An 18,674-nucleotide genomic window follows, 5' to 3' on the forward strand; every position below is an offset into this window, starting at 1 on the left:
AGCGAATGATATCTTACCGGTGTTAAATCCCTCGGGATAACTTGGCGCAGCTAAAAAAGGGGGGCTTCCCCCCCTTTTTGATTATTCTGCCGCTTCGGCGTACTCCTCCATTGGTGGACATGTACACACAAGATTTCGATCTCCATAAGCATTGTCGACCCGGTTCACGGGGGGCCAGTACTTATCGACACGGAATGCACCGGGCGGAAAACAGCCTTTTTCGCGAGAATAAGGACGATCCCAGTCTTTCACGAGATCTTCCATCGTGTGTGGTGCCATCTTAAGCGGGTTGTTTTCCGCATCAATCCGCCCCTCTTCGATGTCACGTATCTCTTCGCGAATAGCCAGCATCGCTTCACAGAACCGGTCGAGTTCAGCCTTGTTCTCAGACTCTGTTGGCTCGATCATCAATGTGCCAGCCACTGGCCAGCTCATGGTCGGCGCGTGAAAGCCTGCGTCCATCAAACGTTTGGCAATGTCATCCACCGTGACGCCTGCGCTTTCCGCAAACGGGCGCGTGTCGATGATGCACTCATGCGCGACACGCCCACTTGGTCCCTTATAGAGAACATCAAACGCTCCCTCGAGCCGCTTGGCGATATAGTTTCCGTTCAGGATCGCCACACGTGTCGCTTGGGTGAGCCCCTCTCCACCCATCAAAAGCACATAGGCCCAGCTGATTGGCAAAATGGAAGGAGACCCAAAAGGTGCCGCAGACACCGGCCCTTCAGAACCACCTGTTTCGGGATGCCCCGGTAGAAACTCAACGAGATGCGCCTTTACACCAATCGGTCCCATGCCAGGGCCACCCCCACCGTGGGGAATGCAAAACGTCTTATGTAGGTTCAGGTGGCTCACATCTCCGCCAATATCACCCGGGCGAGACAATCCCACCATCGCATTTAGGTTGGCACCATCGATATAGACCTGCCCGCCAAAATCATGCGTTATCTCACAAATCTCTTGTACGGTGGCTTCAAAAACACCGTGTGTGGACGGATATGTAATCATACAACCAGCCAATTGATCTGCATGTTTTTCCGCCTTCTCGCGGAAATCATCTACATCAATATCGCCGTTTTCAGCTGTCTTAATGACAACCACTTTCCAGCCAACCATCTGCGCGGACGCTGGGTTTGTTCCATGTGCACTCATTGGAATAAGGCATACATCGCGATGCCTCTCTCCACGTGACCGGTGGTACGCCGCAATTGTCAACAAGCCCGCATATTCTCCCTGCGCGCCCGAATTCGGCTGCATGGAGATCGCATCATAGCCCGTGATCTGACACAACTTATGATTCAAATCATCAATCATGCGCGTGTAGCCTTCGGCCTGATCCTTAGGGGCAAAGGGGTGCATGGTGGCGAATTCAGGCCAACTGACAGGCATCATCTCAACCGCAGCGTTGAGCTTCATTGTGCAAGAGCCAAGCGGGATCATAGCCCTGTCAAGCGCTAGATCACGATCTGCCAAACGACGCATGTAGCGCATCATCTCAGTTTCGGCCCGGTTCATGTGAAAGATCGGGTGATCCAGATAGCTTGACGTGCGGATAACATCCGCAGGTAAGCGATACTCGGGCGTGAAATCATCGTCGTTCTGCACAATGCCAAAGGCGCGCCAAACAGCTTCAACGGTTTGCGGACGCGCCGTTTCATCCAATGAAATCCCAACTTTGGTCTTACCCACCTTTCGCAGGTTGATACCCTCTTGCACCGCATGCTGAAGCACGCCGCGTTGCAAAAGCCCAACATCCACAGTGATTGTGTCAAAAAATTCAGTTGGTTCGATTGTGAAACCAGCCGCTTCAAGGCCTGTCGCCAAACGCACCGTTTTTCGGTGGATACGCTGCGCGATTGCTTTCAGCCCTTCAGGACCATGGAACACCGCATACATTGACGCCATCACCGCCAAAAGCGCCTGTGCCGTACAGACGTTGGAATTCGCTTTTTCGCGACGAATATGTTGCTCACGTGTCTGCAGCGAGAGGCGGTACGCACGATTGCCATGTGCGTCTACCGAGACACCGATAATCCGACCGGGCATCGCACGTTTGTAGGCATCCCGACAGCTCATATAAGCCGCATGTGGTCCGCCATACCCGACGGGAACACCAAAGCGCTGCGTGCTGCCCACCGCAATGTCAGCCCCCATTGCTCCCGGCTCTTTGATCAACGTAAGGGCCAGTGGATCTGCAATCACAACGCCTATGGACTTGTTCGCATGCAACGCGTCCATTTCCGGCGTAAAGTCTCGAATGTGGCCATGAGTGCCTGGGTACTGGAAGATGGCGCCAAACACCGCGCTGGCATCCAAATCGTCTGGGTTGCCAACTATGACCTCGATCTCCAAGGGCGCAGCCCGAGTTTTCATCACCGCAATGTTTTGCGGGTGGCAATTCTCATCAACAAAAAAGGCGTTCATTTTGGATTTTGACACGCGCTTGGCCATGGTCATTGCCTCGGCACAGGCCGTGGCTTCATCCAGAAGCGAAGCGTTGGCCACTTCTAAACCGGTCAGATCAGTGATCATAGTCTGGTAATTTAGAAGCGCTTCCAAACGCCCTTGGGAAATCTCTGGCTGGTACGGCGTGTAGGCCGTGTACCACGCCGGATTTTCCAAGATATTTCGCTGAATCGCAGGTGGCGTCACGGTGCCATAGTACCCCTGCCCGATCAGGCTGGTCAGCACTTTGTTGCTGTCAGCTGTCTCTCGCATGTGGCGCAAGACTTCGCGCTCCGACATCGGGTGCCCAAAGTCCAGCGGCGTCTTCTGGCGGATACTGTCGGGCATCGTGTCATCAATCAGCGCATCAAGGCTGTCGGCGCCGATCACGTCCAGCATTTCTGCCATCTCATCTGGAGACGGGCCGATGTGACGACGGTTGGCGAAATCGTATGGCAGGTATTCTGTGGGTTTGAAGGTCATCTTCATATCCTCAACGGGCCGCAGCAACAGAAGCGGCGAAGAAAAAGTCAGACGTTGGTTCGACGCACATCGCCGAACCAATCAGATTTTGCTCAGAGGGTGGAAACGGCCGGGTTACGACCGCTCCAGACAATCGCTCAGCCGATGAATTTCTTGTAGGCGGCTTCGTCCATGTAGTCGTCCATCTGGCTCAGATCGGCTGGCTTGATCTTAAAGAACCAAGCGCCTTCCATTGGGTCTTCGTTGATCTTGCCTGGCTCATCGACCAGCGGCTCGTTCACTTCGACTATTTCGCCATCCAAGGGCGCCAGAATGTCAGAGGCAGCCTTCACGGATTCAATCACACAGACCTCTTCGTCTTTGGTGACCTCTGTGCCCGTGTCAGGCAATTCCACAAACACCACGTCGCCCAGTTGTTCACTGGCGTGTTCAGTGATGCCAACCACCACCAAATCATCTTCAACCCGCAGCCATTCATGCTCTTCGGTAAATTTCATTTCTTGCTCTCCTGTTGCTCAACGTTTGAAATTGGCGGGTACCAGCGGCGTCTTTGCCACCAAGACGGGCAAACGTTTGCCGCGCACTTCACCAAAAATCTCAGTGCCGATGACGGCCTGCGCCGCACCGACATACCCCATGGCCACCGGCCCATTGATAGTTGGGCCAAAACCGCCAGATGTGACCTCCCCAATGGGGTCGCCACCATCCGCGGCGGCAAAAAGCTGCGTCCCCGCCCGCATCGGCGCGCGTCCAGCTGGTGCAAGGCCCACACGCTTGCGCGCAACGCCCTCTGCGAGATCGCCGAAAATGCGGTCGGCGCCCGGAAAGCCGCCGGCCCGCGCGCCATCAGCGCGGCGTATCTTTTGAATGGCCCAGGTCAGCGCGCCCTCAACCGGCGATGTGGTGGCGTCAATGTCATTGCCATACAAGCACAAACCGGCCTCCAACCGCAGACTGTCACGCGCGCCGAGCCCGATGGGTTCGACTTCTTCCATTTCCAACAAAAGACGACAAATCCGACCGGCGTCAGCCTCTGGAATCGATATTTCGTAGCCATCCTCACCCGTGTACCCGGACCGGCTGATCAAACACGCAGATCCATCCAGCGTCACCTCAGCGAAGTCCATAAATGCCATATCAGCAACAGCAGGATTGAGCCGCGCAAGAGCGGTCTCTGCGGCGGGCCCCTGTAACGCCACCAACGCTCGATCTGTAATTTCTACGACTGAGATATCTGGGGACAGCTCCGCAGTCATGCGCGCGATGTCCTCTACCTTGCAGGCGGCGTTGACCACCACAAACAGGTGATCACCCCGATTGGCAAACATCAGATCATCCTCGATGCCGCCAGCGTCATTTGTAAAGAACCCGTAGCGTTGACGCCCAACTCCCAGCCCCATCACATCCATCGGGACCAGTGTTTCAAAACCCTGCGCTGCCGCCTCGTAACTTGGCCCTCGCAAGACAACCTGCCCCATATGACTGACGTCAAAAAGGCCTGCTGACGCGCGTGTGTGCAGATGCTCTTTCATGACACCAAGCGGATACTGAACGGGCATATCATAACCCGCAAATCCCACCATCTTGGCGCCCAATTCTACATGCAGATCATAAAGCGGTGTGCGCTTAAGCTCTCCCATAGGCTTCGCCCTTCTTTTCCCCGGGCGTTTCCATGGTCGATGGTCACATCCGGCATCCCAGTATCGCGCACTTCATGTGCACGTGCGATGCCCCCTCTGTCCTTCAGCCTGAGATCGTTATCCCTTCGGCGGGCACCCAGTTTGGCGCCACTCTCCAGAGTGTGTTCGTAAGATGGTCGGTCCTTGAGGCCTGAGAGTTTCCGGGGCGGTTGCTCCTTCGGCACTGAACGAGTTCAGTTCTCCCGATTCATCTTGCGGAGAACCTAATATGCCGCCCGCTAGCTGGCAAGCCACTATATTGAGGAAATTTAATACGCCTTCAGCTCCGCTTATCACACCCAATCAGAAGTTTGTCAGACACCGCAAGGCTCTGGAGCCAGTATGTTCAAAAGTTTGGTATTCCCACAAACGAGCGCATCCAATGTGAGATCGTCGAGTTCGTGGTAAAACGCTTCCGCTGCGGCATGCAGCGCTTCCTTTAAGCGACACGCAGGCACCAAAGGACAAGAATTGTCGACATCAGCAAAGCACTCTATCTGAGATGGCCTAGCCTCCATCGAACGAAAAATATCGCCAATTTTTGTATCTTTGGGGTCCTGTGCCAACTCCAAGCCACCATTGCGCCCCCGATGCGTTTCCAAAACCCCCATCAATGCCAGTTGATGAATGACCTGAGCCAGATGATTTTCTGAAGCATTACAGACTCTTGCAATCTCATGCTTGGTGACGAGGCGAGTCTGATGCGCTGCACAGTACATCAATACGCGCATCGCAATATTCGTCCTTTTTGTTATACGCATATTGACCCTTTGACGCTCTAGTATTGGCACTGACCAGTCACATGTTTTTGCCAGCAACCGATGTTTGGAACATTGACATGGATCAACACATCTGTAGGGACAGCGGTATGAACACCTCTTATTTCTTTGGTTTTGGCAGCTTGGTGAACACGCGCACACATCCTTACGCAGATGTGCAAGCTGCCCGGCTCAGCGGTTGGCGACGCACTTGGCGCCATACCGAACTGCGCCCAATCGCCTTTCTCACCGTAGAGCCAGCTCCAAACACTGTGATAGATGGGGTGATCGCACACGTCCCCAACAACGATTGGGTCACATTGGACGCACGTGAATACGCCTATGATCGCGTCGATGTTACTTCTGAAATCAGTCACAAAAACACCAACGATATCGACATTGCTCTGTATGCGGTGCCTGACCATGTTAAAGCGCAACCAGATGTACGCCACCCCATTTTGCTGAGCTATTTGGACGTGGTAGTGCAAGGATATGCAGAGATTTTTGGTAAGGCTGGTGTCGAAAACTTCTTTGAAACAACAACAGGTTGGGACGTACCTGTGATCGACGACCGTTCTGACCCCATATACCCTCGCCACCAAACACTGTCCGCATCCGACATCTCTTTGGTCGACCAGTATTTGGCGCAAAAAGACATCACGTTTCCCTAGGCGCACGCCGAACGATTTTTCGCGTGCAACCCATGTTTTCTTTTGCGATGGTCAGCCTGCATCACTTCGGCTTTCTCCATGCGGACACGGCACATGCAAGCTTTGACTTGGCAGGACGATACAACGGCAACAGCTCAGTCTTCCAACCGCGCGCTGCTGCGGCAGGTCGACGACTGGATTGTTGCCGGACAGCGAGAGTCGTTGCTGGCCGCGACTGAGCACTGGCCGGCGACGGACACGCTCGCTGTGCTCACCAGACTACGCCCGGCCCGCGCACGCCTCATGTTTGATTGGCTTCCTGACGGCCTCGGACTGAAAGTGATGGCAGAACTCGATCCGGATCTGCGATCAGTTCTATTTGACGAAGCCTCTCTGCAAACCTTCACCAACATCATCGCGATGATGGATGTGGATGAGGCCGCCGACACACTGCTCGAATTGCCGCGCAGCTTTGCTGCACAATTGGTTACCGCACATCCCAAAGCGGAAGAAATCTCCGCCGTTTTGCAAGCCCGCAACGACAGCGCCGCCACCGTGATGCGGCTTGGTGTGTTGATGGCCCCTGCCAATTGGACAGTGCAGAAACTGACCAAGGACATTCGCGCCCGCAGCCAAGAACTCAGCAAAATTGATATGATGTTTGTTGTGGACGCCGAACGTAGACCTCTTGGTTTCCTGCGATTTCGAGAGGTTCTTTCTGCGGCAGACGATGTTCTGCTAAAGGAAATTTTACATCCAGAACTCTTACTAGTGAGTGCCGACTGGGACCGCGAGGACGTTCTCTCAATGGCGCGCGCAAAGAACATTCATTCTATTGGTGTTGTTGACGGCACCGGAAAGCTGGTTGGCGGGATTTCAGCCCGAGAGCTTGGCGAGATTTTGCGCGATGAGTCTGAGGAAGACATGTTGCGGATGGGCTCGGTTTCACCAGCAACAACGCAGTTTGACACCCCCTTAACCATCCTACGCCGACGCTTGCCGTGGTTGATGGGCGGCTTGTTAGGCGCGGGTTTTGCGGCCGGTGTGATCGGCTCCTTTGAGGAGGCCTTAGCCCAAGCGGCAGTGCTTGCCAGTTTTATTCCTGTGGTGATGGCCACCGCAGGCAACGCGGGCATTCAGGCCTCCACGGTCTCGGTGCAATCCATTACAACAGGCATCAATTGGCGTGGTGATTTTTCGGGTAGGATATTGCGTGAATTGTTCGGTGCTATGTTGAATGGACTGTGCATCGGCGCCATCACAGCCATCATGGTTATGTTGGTCAGTTTAATTGTTGATCTGCACCAACCTGTTTTCTTGGCCTTAACAGCATTGATTGCACTGACTTGTGTGACCACCATTGCAGGTACAGTGGGCTCAATTATTCCGTTTGTTCTCAAATCACTGAAGCTCGATCCTGCGGTCGCAACGGGGATATTTATCACCACAACGAATGACGTCTTCGGCGTGCTGATATTCTTTGTAGTGGCCTCCGCGCTCTATCTCTAGCCCGTTCAAGAGCCTGAACCACCTGCCAACAAAACAGAGCGCGGCACCCACAGGGATGCCGCGCTCTGTTTAAAAACTGCGCCCTATGTGTCCATCATGAATTGATAGCTGGCAGGTACGTAATTGTAGCCACTTTCGCGTGTTTCTACAAAACCAACAGCTGGCCAGGGCATGTGATAGCCAATGAACGGAACGGAGTCCGCCGACAACATGTCGAGCATTTTGCGCCGGGTTTGGGCAGCAGCCGCTTTGTCGCGATCAAACTTCACTTCCCAATCAGGATACGCCAGAGACCAGACATAGTGGTTGGCGAAATCTGCAGCGACAACAAGCTGTTGGCCATCACTTTCCAGCATGTAGGCCATGTGACCCGGCGTGTGACCAAAGGCAGCCATGCCCGTGATGCCGCTGGCAACGGATGCACCGTCCTCGATCATTTCAAACCGCTCCGCATTGGGTCGTACTTTGGCTTCGAAAGCCTTGTTGCCGTCCGTTTTTGCCCAGGCGTCAAACTCCACCCGTCCCGTCACATGTTTCGCGTTGGCAAAAGTCATACCAGCGTCGCCTGCCACCCCGCCAATATGATCACCATGCATATGTGTAATCACCACGGTGTCGATTTGGTCTGGACTGTATCCTGCAGCGGCAAGCGCACCTGTGATCGCATCGGGACTCAAACCTGCGTCAAACAGCACCAACTCGTTGCCGGTGTTCACAACCGTTGGTGTGAAGAAAAACTGTGCAGCATTGGTGGGGATATTTGCCGCACTGGAGGCCGCCGCAAATTCATCGGCTCCAACATTCATGCCAAAGATGTTTTGCGGGCTTTCTACGGTGCGTGTTCCGACAAGCAATGTTGTCACCTCAAAGCCACCCAACTTCATGCGATTAAAACGCGTGGCCCCAACCCCCAACATCTCTGCCTTGGCTTCTGCTTTACGTGGCAACGCTGCTGCAACCGGCAAAGCAGCAGCCCCCGCCAAAAGACTTCTTCGTGAAAGTGCTTTTTCCTGCGTCTTTTCTTGTGCCATCGTTTGCGTCTCCCTCTATAAACCAAAATTAGTTTGTACTGAGATGTTACTGTCTAAGAGGCCCGCCGGATCGCTTTTCACATAAAGTTGACCACCGTGCCAATCGGAGCATCGTGGTGGCCGGCAAAACCTAGCCTGCATGAGCGACAGCAACCGACTTTTTCAGCACGGTCTCATCATCACTACGTAGAGTGTGACACATGTTGAATTCTGACGATACCACTACGGGTATACCAGCGGGCGCTAAAACTGCGCGACCCTGAGTTTCAGCGCGTTCAACGCGAACAGTGTTTCCATATCGCGGCCGGCTATCAGGACCATACGAACATCTTGAGACGTTTGGGAAAGCATCACATCAACAAATCCCGCCTCTACTTCCACACGATCGACGATCGTGCGTTTCATTGGGGATAGCGGGCCTCAACACCAAATGAGACCTGCCTTCTTTGCAAGTCTGCGTTGTTCTGTTGCCCCCGATCCGGCATAATTCAGGAATGTGTAGAGCTATTATCGCAGTTTGTTTCGCAATTGTCGGCCTTGTGTCCTGCGCGCAAGTGGATTTTGACGATGCCCCTGTGGGCCGATTTTCCGGCAGCGTTCTATTGTTGTGGGTTGATGAAGGCTCCAGCACATCAGGCGACGGCCGCTTTGTATTTGTGCCAGCCCCCGGACGTCCTCTGATGTTTGAGCGCGGCGGTGACGGAGGCACTTTTCCGATCATCCAGCCGGGCATGATCTACACTGATGGTGGCTCAATCCCAAAGGCTGCGCAGCTCTTCAAAGGGTTCTCGCCGTGGGGATATGCGCCTGCTTACATGGTGCACGATTGGCTTTTCGTTGCCAGACGCTGTTTGACCGACGGCACCGCCGACGCGAACGAAACACAAATTGCACCTGTCAGTTTTCAGGAGAGCGCCGAAATCATCGCCGAAGCCATTAAGACACTCATTGATCAAGATAGGGTCGCTCCAAATGATGTGGCCCCAAGAGTGATTTCCGGAACCGTCGCAGGACCAATCTCAAAAGCCCAGTGGACCAAGCAAGGCGCCTGCGCCGCAGATCGCGTATCCGCCGAGCACATCCGGGAGGTGAAGGACGCATTAGCCCAATATGGCACAACCAAAAGCCAGACACCGCTGACGAAACCGACCGCGTCCGGGACACGCATTGTTGCGGAGATCGCCTTTTAAGCGGGGAGCGCATGTCCCTTACACGCCCAATAGTGGACAAATCGCTCCGGGTGTGGAATGGGAAGCGCAACAGGAGAATCCCATGACGACCACTCGTTTTGCCCCCTCGCCAACCGGCTACCTTCACGTTGGCAACCTGCGCACCGCGCTGATGAACTATCTGATCGCCCGCAAAGCTGGCGGCACCTTCATCCTGCGCATTGACGACACCGATCCAGAGCGCAGCAAACAGGAATATGTCGACGCCATCCAGCAGGACATCGAATGGCTCGGCCTGACCTGGGACCGCATCGAAAAACAGTCCGACCGTCTGGAACGCTACGAGGACGCCGCACAGCAACTGCGCGACATGGGCCGGTTTTATGAGTGTTTTGAAACCCCAACCGAGCTGGATCTGAAACGCAAGAAACAGCTCAACATGGGCAAACCGCCGGTCTATGACCGGGCGGCGCTAAACCTGTCGGACGACGAGAAAGCCAAACTGCGCGCAGAGCGCGGCAACGGCCACTGGCGCTTCAAGCTGGATCACACCCGCATCGAATGGACTGACGGCATTCTGGGCGACCGCTCGATTGACGCCGCTTCCGTGTCCGACCCGGTGCTGATCCGCGCCGACGGCCAGTTCCTCTACACGCTGGCCTCTGTCTGTGACGACATCGACTACGGCATCACCGATGTGGTGCGCGGCTCTGACCACGTCACCAACACCGCGACCCAGATCCAGATCATCCAAGCCCTTGGCGGCGCGGTGCCAAACTTCGCGCACCACTCCCTGCTGACCGGCCCACAGGGCGAAGCGCTCTCCAAACGGCTGGGCACTTTGGCCCTGCGCGACCTGCGTGAAGCGGGTGTACAGCCGATGGCCCTCCTGAGCCTCATGGCCCGTCTGGGCAGCGCCGACCCAATGGAGCTGCGCGCCAACTTAGAGGAGATTGCGGATGGCTTTGACATCAACAAATTTGGCGCCGCGCCGACCAAATTCGACGTCGAAGACCTCTACCCGCTGACCGCCAAAGTGCTGCAGGAGACACCGCTCGCAGATGTGGCAGACGCCGTGGCCGCCGTAGGTGTGCCCGCCGACAAAGCCGAGCGCTTCTGGAACGTCACCCGCGACAACATCACCACGCTCAACGATCTGGGCAAATGGTGGGATCTTTACACCAATGGTGCCGAGCCAGAGATCGACGACGAAGACAAAGAGTTCATCGCCGAAGCCATGAAACTTCTGCCAGAAGGCCCTTATGACGATGACACTTGGGCCACGTGGACCGCTGCGGTGAAAGACGCCACCGGCCGCAAGGGACGTGGCCTATTTATGCCATTGCGCAAGGCCGTCACGGGCCAGAAAAACGGCCCCGACATGGCGTCCCTGATGCCGCTGTTGCAAGTCATCAAGGCACGCGGTTAAGTCTCTCAAACGAAAACAGCGCGTTCCCAAAAGGGGATGCGCCGAAATTTTTAGGTCACGACAACACGGCACCTTAAGAACAAGTGTCAGCTTTGCGGGACGAAGCTTCCGTTGGGTTTGCGAGTAAAACTACCGAGATGACCAACTAAGCTTGGCGGTACTTGAAAGCTTCTATTGCGCTTTCAAAACGATCGCAGAAATCCTCAAATTTCCTGTAACCATCGAAGTACATACTCTTGTAAGCCACAGGCTTTGACTGTGTGGACACGATTAAGGCAGGGCCATGATCGTGAAGTTCTCTCTCCACTATTGTATCAAGAACATCGTGAAAACTCAGATAGTCCCCGTCATCGTCGCCCTTCGTCATCGGAAGCTGGACTCTGTCGGCAAAAAGGCGAACCGACTTAGATGATTGACTGTTTCTGTAGAGCCAGCGAAGCAAAATCACCGCAACAATTAGAAACCCTGCTCCAGCCGCGACACTAAATAGACTTTCTTCAACCGCACCGTTCGCCACCGGTATTGCGATACTTTGCAACCCACCAACGGCAAAACCTGCGGAAAGAAGTGGAACAAACAAACGGCTAAATGGGCCAACCTCATAGGCATACATCCACTCAACACTGTTTTTGTCGCGCATGACGTTCAACATCCTTATGGGGCGTCAAGTTATTTTTACAATTGGGTCGTAAACTGTGTCAACATGGGCTCAAACCAGCCGTCCGCCGCTGATAAAAAGTTGTGAGAAAATCGTTCCACCAACCCGGCAAAGTTCTCTCAACCGCCCTTCACAGCAGCCGTCACGATCACCTCAACCTTCAGCACATCCCGCGCCAACTTAGCCTCGCCACAGGCCCGAGCAGGCGCGTGGCCTTCCGGCACCCAGTCATCCCAAACCGCATTCATCTCGGCAAAATCGGCCATATCAGACAGCCACACAATGGCCTGCAAGATATGCTCGCGATCCGATCCCGCCTCTTCCAGCAATGCATCCACACGAGACAGACAATCGCGCGTCTGCTCGGCAACCGTGTCGCCCGCGCCGACCTGACCACACAGGTATGCCACCTGATTGTGGATGACGATTTTGGACATCCGTGTGCCCGTGTGTTTGCGCTCAATCATGGTCTAGCCCCTGATAATTCTACGTTAGTGCTGCCGCTCAGCTCGGATCGCGGAACCGGTTCACAATCGGATAGCGCCGGTCCAGCCAAAACGCCTTCTTGCTCAACCGCGCGCCGGGTGCCGACTGGAAACGTTTGTATTCACTGATATAGACCAGATGCTCCACGCGCTTCACGGTCTCCCGCGCATAACCCGCGGCGACACAATCTGCGACAGATTTGTCCTCATCCACCAGCATGTAAAGGATCGCATCCAAGATATCATAGGGGGGCAGACTGTCATCGTCGCGCTGATCTGGCCGCAATTCGGCAGACGGCGGCTTGTCGATGATGGCCACCGGAATGACCTCGCCTTCCGGCCCATTCATCCAATCCCGATGCACATTGTTGCGCCAGCGCGAGGTCTCAAACACGCGGGTTTTGTACATGTCTTTGATCGGATTATACCCGCCCGCCATGTCGCCATAAATTGTGGCATATCCCACTGCAACTTCGCTCTTGTTGCCTGTGGTCAGCAGCATCTCGCCAAACTTATTGGACATGGCCATCAACAAAAGGCCACGCAAACGGCTTTGAATGTTCTCCTCCGCCAACCCCGGCTCCAAGCCTGCAAACAAGGGCGCCAACGTGTTGGTGATCGCCGCGCGCCCCTCGGCAATTGGCACATAATCGTAGTGCACACCAAGACGCTTTGCGATGTCCTCAGCGTCATCAAGAGAGCCTTGGGACGTATATTCTGACGGCAACATCACACAGCGCACATTGTCCGCGCCAAGCGCGTCAACCGCAATGGTCGCCACAAGCGCGCTGTCGATCCCCCCGGATAGTCCCAGAAGCACCTTTTGAAAGCCGCTTTTGTTCATGTAATCGCGCAACGCTTCGACACAGACACGATAGTCTTGCTCCTCGCCAGCCGGCAAAACCGCTCTTGGCCCTTCTTTGCAACGCCAACCCTCGTCGGTACGTTCAAAATCTACATGCGCCACAGCTTCGTCAAACACCGGCAACTGCATGGCCAACTGCCCGCCGGGGTTGAGCACAAATGAGCCACCATCAAACACCTGATCGTCCTGTCCACCAACCATGTTAAGATAAACAAGGGGGAGCCCTGTTTCGACCACACGCGCCACCATGTGGTTCATGCGCCGGTCAAATTTGTCGCGATAATAGGGCGAACCATTTGGCACGATGAGAATTTCGGCACCCGTTTCCTCAAGCGTTTCAGGAACATCTCCGAACCAAGCATCTTCGCAAATCGGGGATCCAATACGTACACCGTTTACGTTGTACGGCCCCCCCATTGGGCCCTGCACGAACAAACGCTCCTCGTCAAACACTGTGTAATTTGGAAGATGATGTTTGAGTTGAGTATGGACAATCTCCCCGCCCTTCAAAACGAAATAGGCATTGTACAACAAACCGTCTTTGGACAGAGGTCCACCAATCGCGACAGCAGGGCCGTCTGCGCAGTCCTCAGCCAACTTCTCGATTTCAGCCAAAGCTGCGGCCTGCAATGCGGGTTTTAGGATCAGGTCTTGCGCATTGTAGCCCACGACAAACATCTCGGGAAACGCCACCATGTCCGCACCTGCTGATTTGGCCTGTTTCCAAACACTGCGCGCCGTATCAGCATTGCCCGCCACATCACCCATCACCGGGTTCGCCTGCGCCAAAGTCAAACGAAATGTATCTGCCATGGTCTTCTTCCCTAACGCCCTGCGTATGATCGAAGATGTAGCAGACACAGCCGCAGGGAAAAGCGCAAACATTATCCATATGTCGACATCCCTTTGCCGAAACCTGCAAATTTTGCAAAACAGTTTGCCCCAGAACAGACCATGCCCTAAAATCACGCAAAACACCGCAAGGTGATGGGGATGTGCCTCACATTCAGTTTGAGGCCAAAGTGGGACGACAAAATATGAGCAGAACACAGGCACTTACACTAGCCATCCTGTTGGCCGGCACAGCCGCCTTCGCACAGGACAGCCAAGTTCTGACCAAGCAATATGATGACGGCGGCGTGTACGAAGGCACTTTCAAAGGTGGCTTGCAACATGGGACCGGGATCTACCGACTGCCGAATGGATATGAGTACGAAGGCGAATGGGTCGACGGCGAGATCCTGGGTCAAGGCATGGCTCGGTTTCCCAATGGCTCCGTCTACGAAGGCGCTTTTGCCAAAGGCAAGCCACATGGATTTGGCAAGATCACTTTTACTGACAATGGCACCTACGAGGGTGACTGGACCGATGGGAAGATCACTGGCACTGGCGTGGTCTCTTATGCAAATGGCGCCCGCTATGAGGGGCAGTTCTTAAACGCCAATCATCACGGCAAGGGTGTGATGATCACACCCTCCGGATACCGTTACGAAGGTGACTGGGTTGGCGGCATTAAAGAAGGCCTTGCCAAAATCACCTACAAAGACGGAACCATCTATGATGGAGAGGTGAAAGACGGGGCGCGCGCTGGACAAGGTCGCCTGACCATGCCCGGTGGACTGGTCTACGAAGGCACCTGGGTTGACGGTCAAATTGACGGCAACGGCACGCTTACCCAACCCAACGGCGACGTCTACGTCGGCGATCTGGTTGGCGGGCAACGCCAAGGCAAAGGCATGGTGACCTATGCCAATGGCGACACCTATGAGGGCGACTTCAACGGTGATCTGCGCCACGGCCTAGGCACCTTTTCAGGTAGCGAAGGCTACCAGTACGTCGGCAATTGGGTTGATGGCGTCATGGAAGGAAACGGTCGCGTCACCTACTCCGATGGCTCGATTTATGATGGGCAATTTGTCGATGACCTCGTCGAAGGCCAAGGGAAGATCACCTATACCGACGGCTCGACATATGAAGGCGATTGGATCGCCGGTGTCATCAACGGCGTTGGGAAAGCCGTCTATGCCAACGGCCTGATCTATGAAGGTGACTTCAAAGACGCCAAAAACCATGGCCGTGGGGTCATGACTTACGCTGATGGCTACCGCTATGAAGGCGAATGGCACGAAGGCCAACGTCATGGCATGGGCAAAACCACATATGCCGATGGCGCTGTTTATACGGGACAGTTTTCAAGCGGCCAGCGCGACGGCATCGGAGAAATCGTGATGCCAGATGGCTTTAGCTACTCCGGCGAATGGGCAGATGGCGAAATCGAGGGGGTCGGTGTGGCCACCTATGCCAACGGCGACATTTACGAGGGCACTTTCAAAGGCGGCAAGCGCCAAGGCGAGGGCACCATGAAATATGCCTCCGGCGAAGAGCGCAGCGGCAATTGGGCGGACGGGTCACTCACACAAGACACCCAACAAAACGACGGCTAGTGCGCCGCACTTCACAATGTAAGAAAGCCGCGCATTTTGCGCGGCTTTTGTTTTTGTCTCACGGCTTGCCCTACTACCACGGCACACGAGCACCGCTATAGTCAAAGAAACCACCGCTCTCCTGAGGTGTCAGCGCCTCAAGCACCGACAAAAGATTTTCTGCAGCCTCCCTTGGACCGACCTTCTTGTGGGCTGGGTAACTGGCGGTAAAGTCTGTTTCAACGGTCCCCGGATGCAACGCAACACATATGGCGTGCTTGTGCGTACGCGCCACCTCGATCGCCCCAGTGTGCAACACTTGATTGAGCGCCGCCTTAGAACTTCGATACGAATACCAACCACCTGCTCTGTTGTCTCCAATTGAGCCAACGCGCGCTGACAACACTGCAAACACGCTCCGGCTTTGGCGCGGTAACCAACGTCCGAGCTGCTTCATGACCAAGGCAGGACCAATGGTGTTTACCGCAAACTGCGCCGCCATCTCAGCGGCTGTCAGCTCACGCAATGCCTTCTCCGGCCGCACATCGGTGCTGCTTAAGGCACCAGTGGCAACAAACACCATGTCAAACGGCCCTGATATGCCTGACAAAACCCGCTCAACTGTCTCTGGCGCCGCAAACTCCAAACCATCACGCCGCCGCGACAGTCCAACAACCTCATCCCCCCGCACCCGCGCCTGATCTGCCACGGCTTCCCCGATCCCACCACTGTCCCCAATAACCAAAGCTCGCACGGTTTCCTCCTCATCGTTCTATTTTAGTACGCTGCGCCGCGGTCAATGGATGTCTATTCTTCCCTTGGACAAGAACATTCAGAGGTGAACACAGCCCGCTCTGGGAGGAGCAAAGTATCGAAGTTTCCACTGCGCCTGCCACCAGAAAACCATGAACTTTTTTGGCTTTTCATTTACCTGCCGACATGTATAACTCCCTGCTATGACCACGATCAAACATATCGCAACTGACGCGCGCCTTCCGGCGCCCTTTGCCCGTGGCATTGACCTACTCCTAGTCCGCCTCTGAGCGTGACCCTGTCGGCGCACGTGCTCAGAGGAGACATCTTCGCGTCGAATGTCCCAAACCCAACCGGTTTCTGACAACTTTCAGGACACTAGGAATTTCAAATGCATAAAATCAATCTCGCTGAAAAACTCTCTCATTTTTCAAGCCACTGGGATCCACATGTGGTCGCCAGCTACAATGACAACGACGTCATGGTCGTCAAGTTTCAGGGCGAATACGCCTTCCACCAACACGCCACCACCGATGATTTCTTTCTGGTGTTGGAGGGCAGCGTGACCATGGACTACGACAACGCGCCCTCGGTCACCTTCGGCCCAGGCGAACTGGTCATTGTCCCCAAAGGTCAAATTCACCGCCCCCGAGCTGAGCAGGAGGTCAAAGTCCTTCTGATCGAGCCCAAAGGCGAACCCAACAGTGGGGACAGCGACACGCCGCCTGCCCCCAAACCGCATATCTGAACAGGAACAAGAAACAATGTCTGACAACAAAGTCCTGATTTTTGACACCACATTGCGCGACGGCGAGCAAAGCCCTGGCGCCACCATGACCCACGACGAGAAGCTGGAAATTGCCAGCATGCTTGATGACATGGGTGTGGACATCATCGAAGCGGGTTTCCCAATTGCCTCAGAGGGCGACTTCGCTGCTGTCTCCGAGATCGCTAAGAACTCCGTTCGTTCTCGTATCTGCGGTCTCGCACGGGCCAATATCACCGATATCGACCGCTGCTGGGAGGCGGTGAAACATGCGGAGAAAAACCGCATTCACACGTTCATCGGCACCTCTCCGCTGCACCGAGCAATTCCAAACCTTTCCATGGATGAGATGGCTGACAAGATCCATGAGACCGTATCCCACGCCCGCAACCTGTGTGAAAATGTGCAGTGGTCGCCAATGGATGCCACCCGCACCGAATGGGATTACCTCTGCCGCGTGATTGAGATCGCCATCAAGGCGGGCGCAAGCACAATCAACATCCCCGACACCGTCGGCTACACCGCCCCGATGGAAAGCGCCGAACTGATCAAGAAACTGATCGAAACCGTGCCGGGCGCGGATGATGTCATCTTTGCCACACACTGTCACAACGATCTTGGTATGGCGACAGCCAACTCGCTGGCCGCTGTGGCTGGTGGCGCACGTCAGATCGAATGCACCATCAACGGTCTGGGCGAACGCGCAGGTAACACCGCTTTGGAAGAGGTTGTGATGGCACTCAAGGTGCGCAATGACATCATGCCTTGGTCCACTGGTATCGACACCACCAAGCTGATGAACATCTCGCGGCGCGTGGCCACGGTTTCTGGTTTCGCAGTGCAGTTCAACAAAGCCATCGTTGGTAAAAATGCGTTTGCGCACGAAAGCGGCATCCACCAAGACGGCATGCTGAAAAACAAAGAAACCTTTGAGATCATGCGCCCGGAAGACGTGGGGCTGTCCGGCACATCGCTGCCTTTGGGCAAGCACTCTGGCCGTGCGGCATTGCGTGACAAGCTGGAGCAACTCGGCTTTGAAGTCGGTGACAACCAGCTCAAGGACATCTTTGTGCGCTTCAAAGAATTGGCTGACCGCAAGAAAGAGGTGTTTGACGACGACATCATCGCGCTTGTGCGTGCTGACAGCGGCGAAGACGAAGACGACCGACTGCAACTTGTGTCCATGAAAGTGGTGTGTGGCACCGGCGGCCCAGCTGAAAGCACGATTGAGATGGAAGTCGATGGCAAAGACGTCTCCGCCACCTGCGAAGGTGACGGCCCTGTCGATGCCACCTTCAAAGCGATCCGCCAAATCCATCCCAACGCCGCCCGCCTGCAACTCTATCAGGTGAGCGCCGTGACGGAGGGCACCGATGCACAAGCAACTGTTGCTGTGCGCTTGGAAGAAGACGGTGTGATTGCCACAGGTCAATCGGCCAACACCGACACGGTTGTTGCGTCGGCCAAGGCGTACATTCACGCTTTGAACCGCCTTCTCGTACGTCGTGACAAAGTAGGCGAAGGCGCGGACACCAAAGAGGTTTCCTACAAAGACCTCGCCTGATTTC

The 18,674-nt window shown here is 55.0% G+C and carries 17 protein-coding genes and 1 riboswitch; of the genes, 7 read left to right on the top strand and 10 right to left on the bottom strand.

Annotated features, from left to right (window positions below):
• Positions 1 to 81: 81 nt before the first annotated feature.
• From gcvP to ABWV47_RS17315, 4 genes are all read right to left on the bottom strand, one after another.
• Positions 82 to 2,931, bottom strand: coding sequence for an aminomethyl-transferring glycine dehydrogenase (gene gcvP / locus ABWV47_RS17300; protein WP_353314147.1), 2,850 nt, complete (start codon positions 2,929 to 2,931; stop codon positions 82 to 84).
• Between the two features lie 137 nt (positions 2,932 to 3,068).
• Positions 3,069 to 3,428: a glycine cleavage system protein GcvH gene (gene gcvH / locus ABWV47_RS17305; protein WP_353314149.1), complete on the bottom strand. Its 360-nt coding sequence runs from the start codon at positions 3,426 to 3,428 to the stop codon at positions 3,069 to 3,071.
• Between the two features lie 18 nt (positions 3,429 to 3,446).
• Positions 3,447 to 4,571 (bottom strand): glycine cleavage system aminomethyltransferase GcvT, encoded by a 1,125-nt coding sequence (gcvT, locus tag ABWV47_RS17310; protein WP_353314151.1) that lies wholly within the window; start codon positions 4,569 to 4,571, stop codon positions 3,447 to 3,449.
• 167 nt (positions 4,572 to 4,738) lie between these two features.
• Positions 4,739 to 4,826: riboswitch (glycine riboswitch) on the bottom strand.
• Between the two features lie 98 nt (positions 4,827 to 4,924).
• Positions 4,925 to 5,371 carry an RrF2 family transcriptional regulator gene (locus ABWV47_RS17315; RefSeq protein WP_353314153.1) on the bottom strand — a complete coding sequence of 149 codons (447 nt, stop codon included), beginning with the start codon at positions 5,369 to 5,371 and terminating at the stop codon, positions 4,925 to 4,927.
• 107 nt (positions 5,372 to 5,478) lie between these two features.
• On the opposite strand from ABWV47_RS17315, the gene ABWV47_RS17320 reads away from it, so the two are divergent.
• Both ABWV47_RS17320 and mgtE read left to right on the top strand, forming a co-directional pair.
• Positions 5,479 to 6,039: a gamma-glutamylcyclotransferase family protein gene (locus ABWV47_RS17320; protein WP_353314155.1), complete on the top strand. Its 561-nt coding sequence runs from the start codon at positions 5,479 to 5,481 to the stop codon at positions 6,037 to 6,039.
• Positions 6,040 to 6,117: 78 nt separating this feature from the next.
• Positions 6,118 to 7,527 (top strand): magnesium transporter, encoded by a 1,410-nt coding sequence (gene mgtE / locus ABWV47_RS17325; protein ID WP_353314157.1) that lies wholly within the window; start codon positions 6,118 to 6,120, stop codon positions 7,525 to 7,527.
• A gap of 83 nt (positions 7,528 to 7,610) precedes the next feature.
• Here the strand turns inward: mgtE and ABWV47_RS17330 are convergent, their stop codons facing one another.
• Positions 7,611 to 8,558 carry an MBL fold metallo-hydrolase gene (locus tag ABWV47_RS17330; RefSeq protein ID WP_353314159.1) on the bottom strand — a complete coding sequence of 316 codons (948 nt, stop codon included), beginning with the start codon at positions 8,556 to 8,558 and terminating at the stop codon, positions 7,611 to 7,613.
• Positions 8,559 to 8,801: 243 nt separating this feature from the next.
• On the bottom strand, positions 8,802 to 8,963 hold the full coding sequence (locus ABWV47_RS17335) for a hypothetical protein (RefSeq protein WP_353314161.1): 162 nt from the start codon (positions 8,961 to 8,963) through the stop codon (positions 8,802 to 8,804).
• A gap of 89 nt (positions 8,964 to 9,052) precedes the next feature.
• Between ABWV47_RS17335 and ABWV47_RS17340 the strand changes: the two genes are divergently transcribed.
• Both ABWV47_RS17340 and gltX read left to right on the top strand, forming a co-directional pair.
• Positions 9,053 to 9,748 carry a hypothetical protein gene (locus ABWV47_RS17340; protein ID WP_353314163.1) on the top strand — a complete coding sequence of 232 codons (696 nt, stop codon included), beginning with the start codon at positions 9,053 to 9,055 and terminating at the stop codon, positions 9,746 to 9,748.
• Positions 9,749 to 9,830: 82 nt separating this feature from the next.
• On the top strand, positions 9,831 to 11,156 hold the full coding sequence (gene gltX / locus ABWV47_RS17345; RefSeq protein WP_353314165.1) for a glutamate--tRNA ligase: 1,326 nt from the start codon (positions 9,831 to 9,833) through the stop codon (positions 11,154 to 11,156).
• Positions 11,157 to 11,301: 145 nt separating this feature from the next.
• Here the strand turns inward: gltX and ABWV47_RS17350 are convergent, their stop codons facing one another.
• From ABWV47_RS17350 to ABWV47_RS17360, 3 genes are all read right to left on the bottom strand, one after another.
• Positions 11,302 to 11,796: a hypothetical protein gene (locus ABWV47_RS17350; protein ID WP_353314167.1), complete on the bottom strand. Its 495-nt coding sequence runs from the start codon at positions 11,794 to 11,796 to the stop codon at positions 11,302 to 11,304.
• A gap of 137 nt (positions 11,797 to 11,933) precedes the next feature.
• The gene (locus ABWV47_RS17355) at positions 11,934 to 12,281 is read right to left on the bottom strand and encodes a RidA family protein (protein WP_294113537.1); all 348 of its coding nucleotides are present in this window, start codon (positions 12,279 to 12,281) and stop codon (positions 11,934 to 11,936) included.
• Positions 12,282 to 12,318: 37 nt separating this feature from the next.
• Positions 12,319 to 13,977 carry an NAD+ synthase gene (locus tag ABWV47_RS17360; protein WP_353314169.1) on the bottom strand — a complete coding sequence of 553 codons (1,659 nt, stop codon included), beginning with the start codon at positions 13,975 to 13,977 and terminating at the stop codon, positions 12,319 to 12,321.
• A gap of 224 nt (positions 13,978 to 14,201) precedes the next feature.
• Here ABWV47_RS17360 and ABWV47_RS17365 point away from each other — a divergent pair, with 224 nt between their 5' ends.
• On the top strand, positions 14,202 to 15,608 hold the full coding sequence (locus ABWV47_RS17365) for a 2-isopropylmalate synthase (RefSeq protein ID WP_353314171.1): 1,407 nt from the start codon (positions 14,202 to 14,204) through the stop codon (positions 15,606 to 15,608).
• 73 nt (positions 15,609 to 15,681) lie between these two features.
• On the opposite strand, the gene ABWV47_RS17370 is transcribed toward ABWV47_RS17365, so the two are convergent.
• Entirely contained in the window at positions 15,682 to 16,341 is a 660-nt protein-coding gene (locus ABWV47_RS17370) for an SDR family NAD(P)-dependent oxidoreductase (RefSeq protein WP_353314173.1), read from the bottom strand.
• Between the two features lie 390 nt (positions 16,342 to 16,731).
• On the opposite strand from ABWV47_RS17370, the gene ABWV47_RS17375 reads away from it, so the two are divergent.
• Positions 16,732 to 17,088: a cupin domain-containing protein gene (locus ABWV47_RS17375; RefSeq protein WP_353314175.1), complete on the top strand. Its 357-nt coding sequence runs from the start codon at positions 16,732 to 16,734 to the stop codon at positions 17,086 to 17,088.
• Between the two features lie 16 nt (positions 17,089 to 17,104).
• Positions 17,105 to 18,670: a 2-isopropylmalate synthase gene (locus tag ABWV47_RS17380; protein ID WP_353314177.1), complete on the top strand. Its 1,566-nt coding sequence runs from the start codon at positions 17,105 to 17,107 to the stop codon at positions 18,668 to 18,670.
• Positions 18,671 to 18,674 lie beyond the last annotated feature (4 nt).

The sequence above is a fragment of the Shimia sp. NS0008-38b genome, from assembly GCF_040370365.1.
Classification (GTDB): Bacteria; Pseudomonadota; Alphaproteobacteria; order Rhodobacterales; family Rhodobacteraceae; genus Shimia.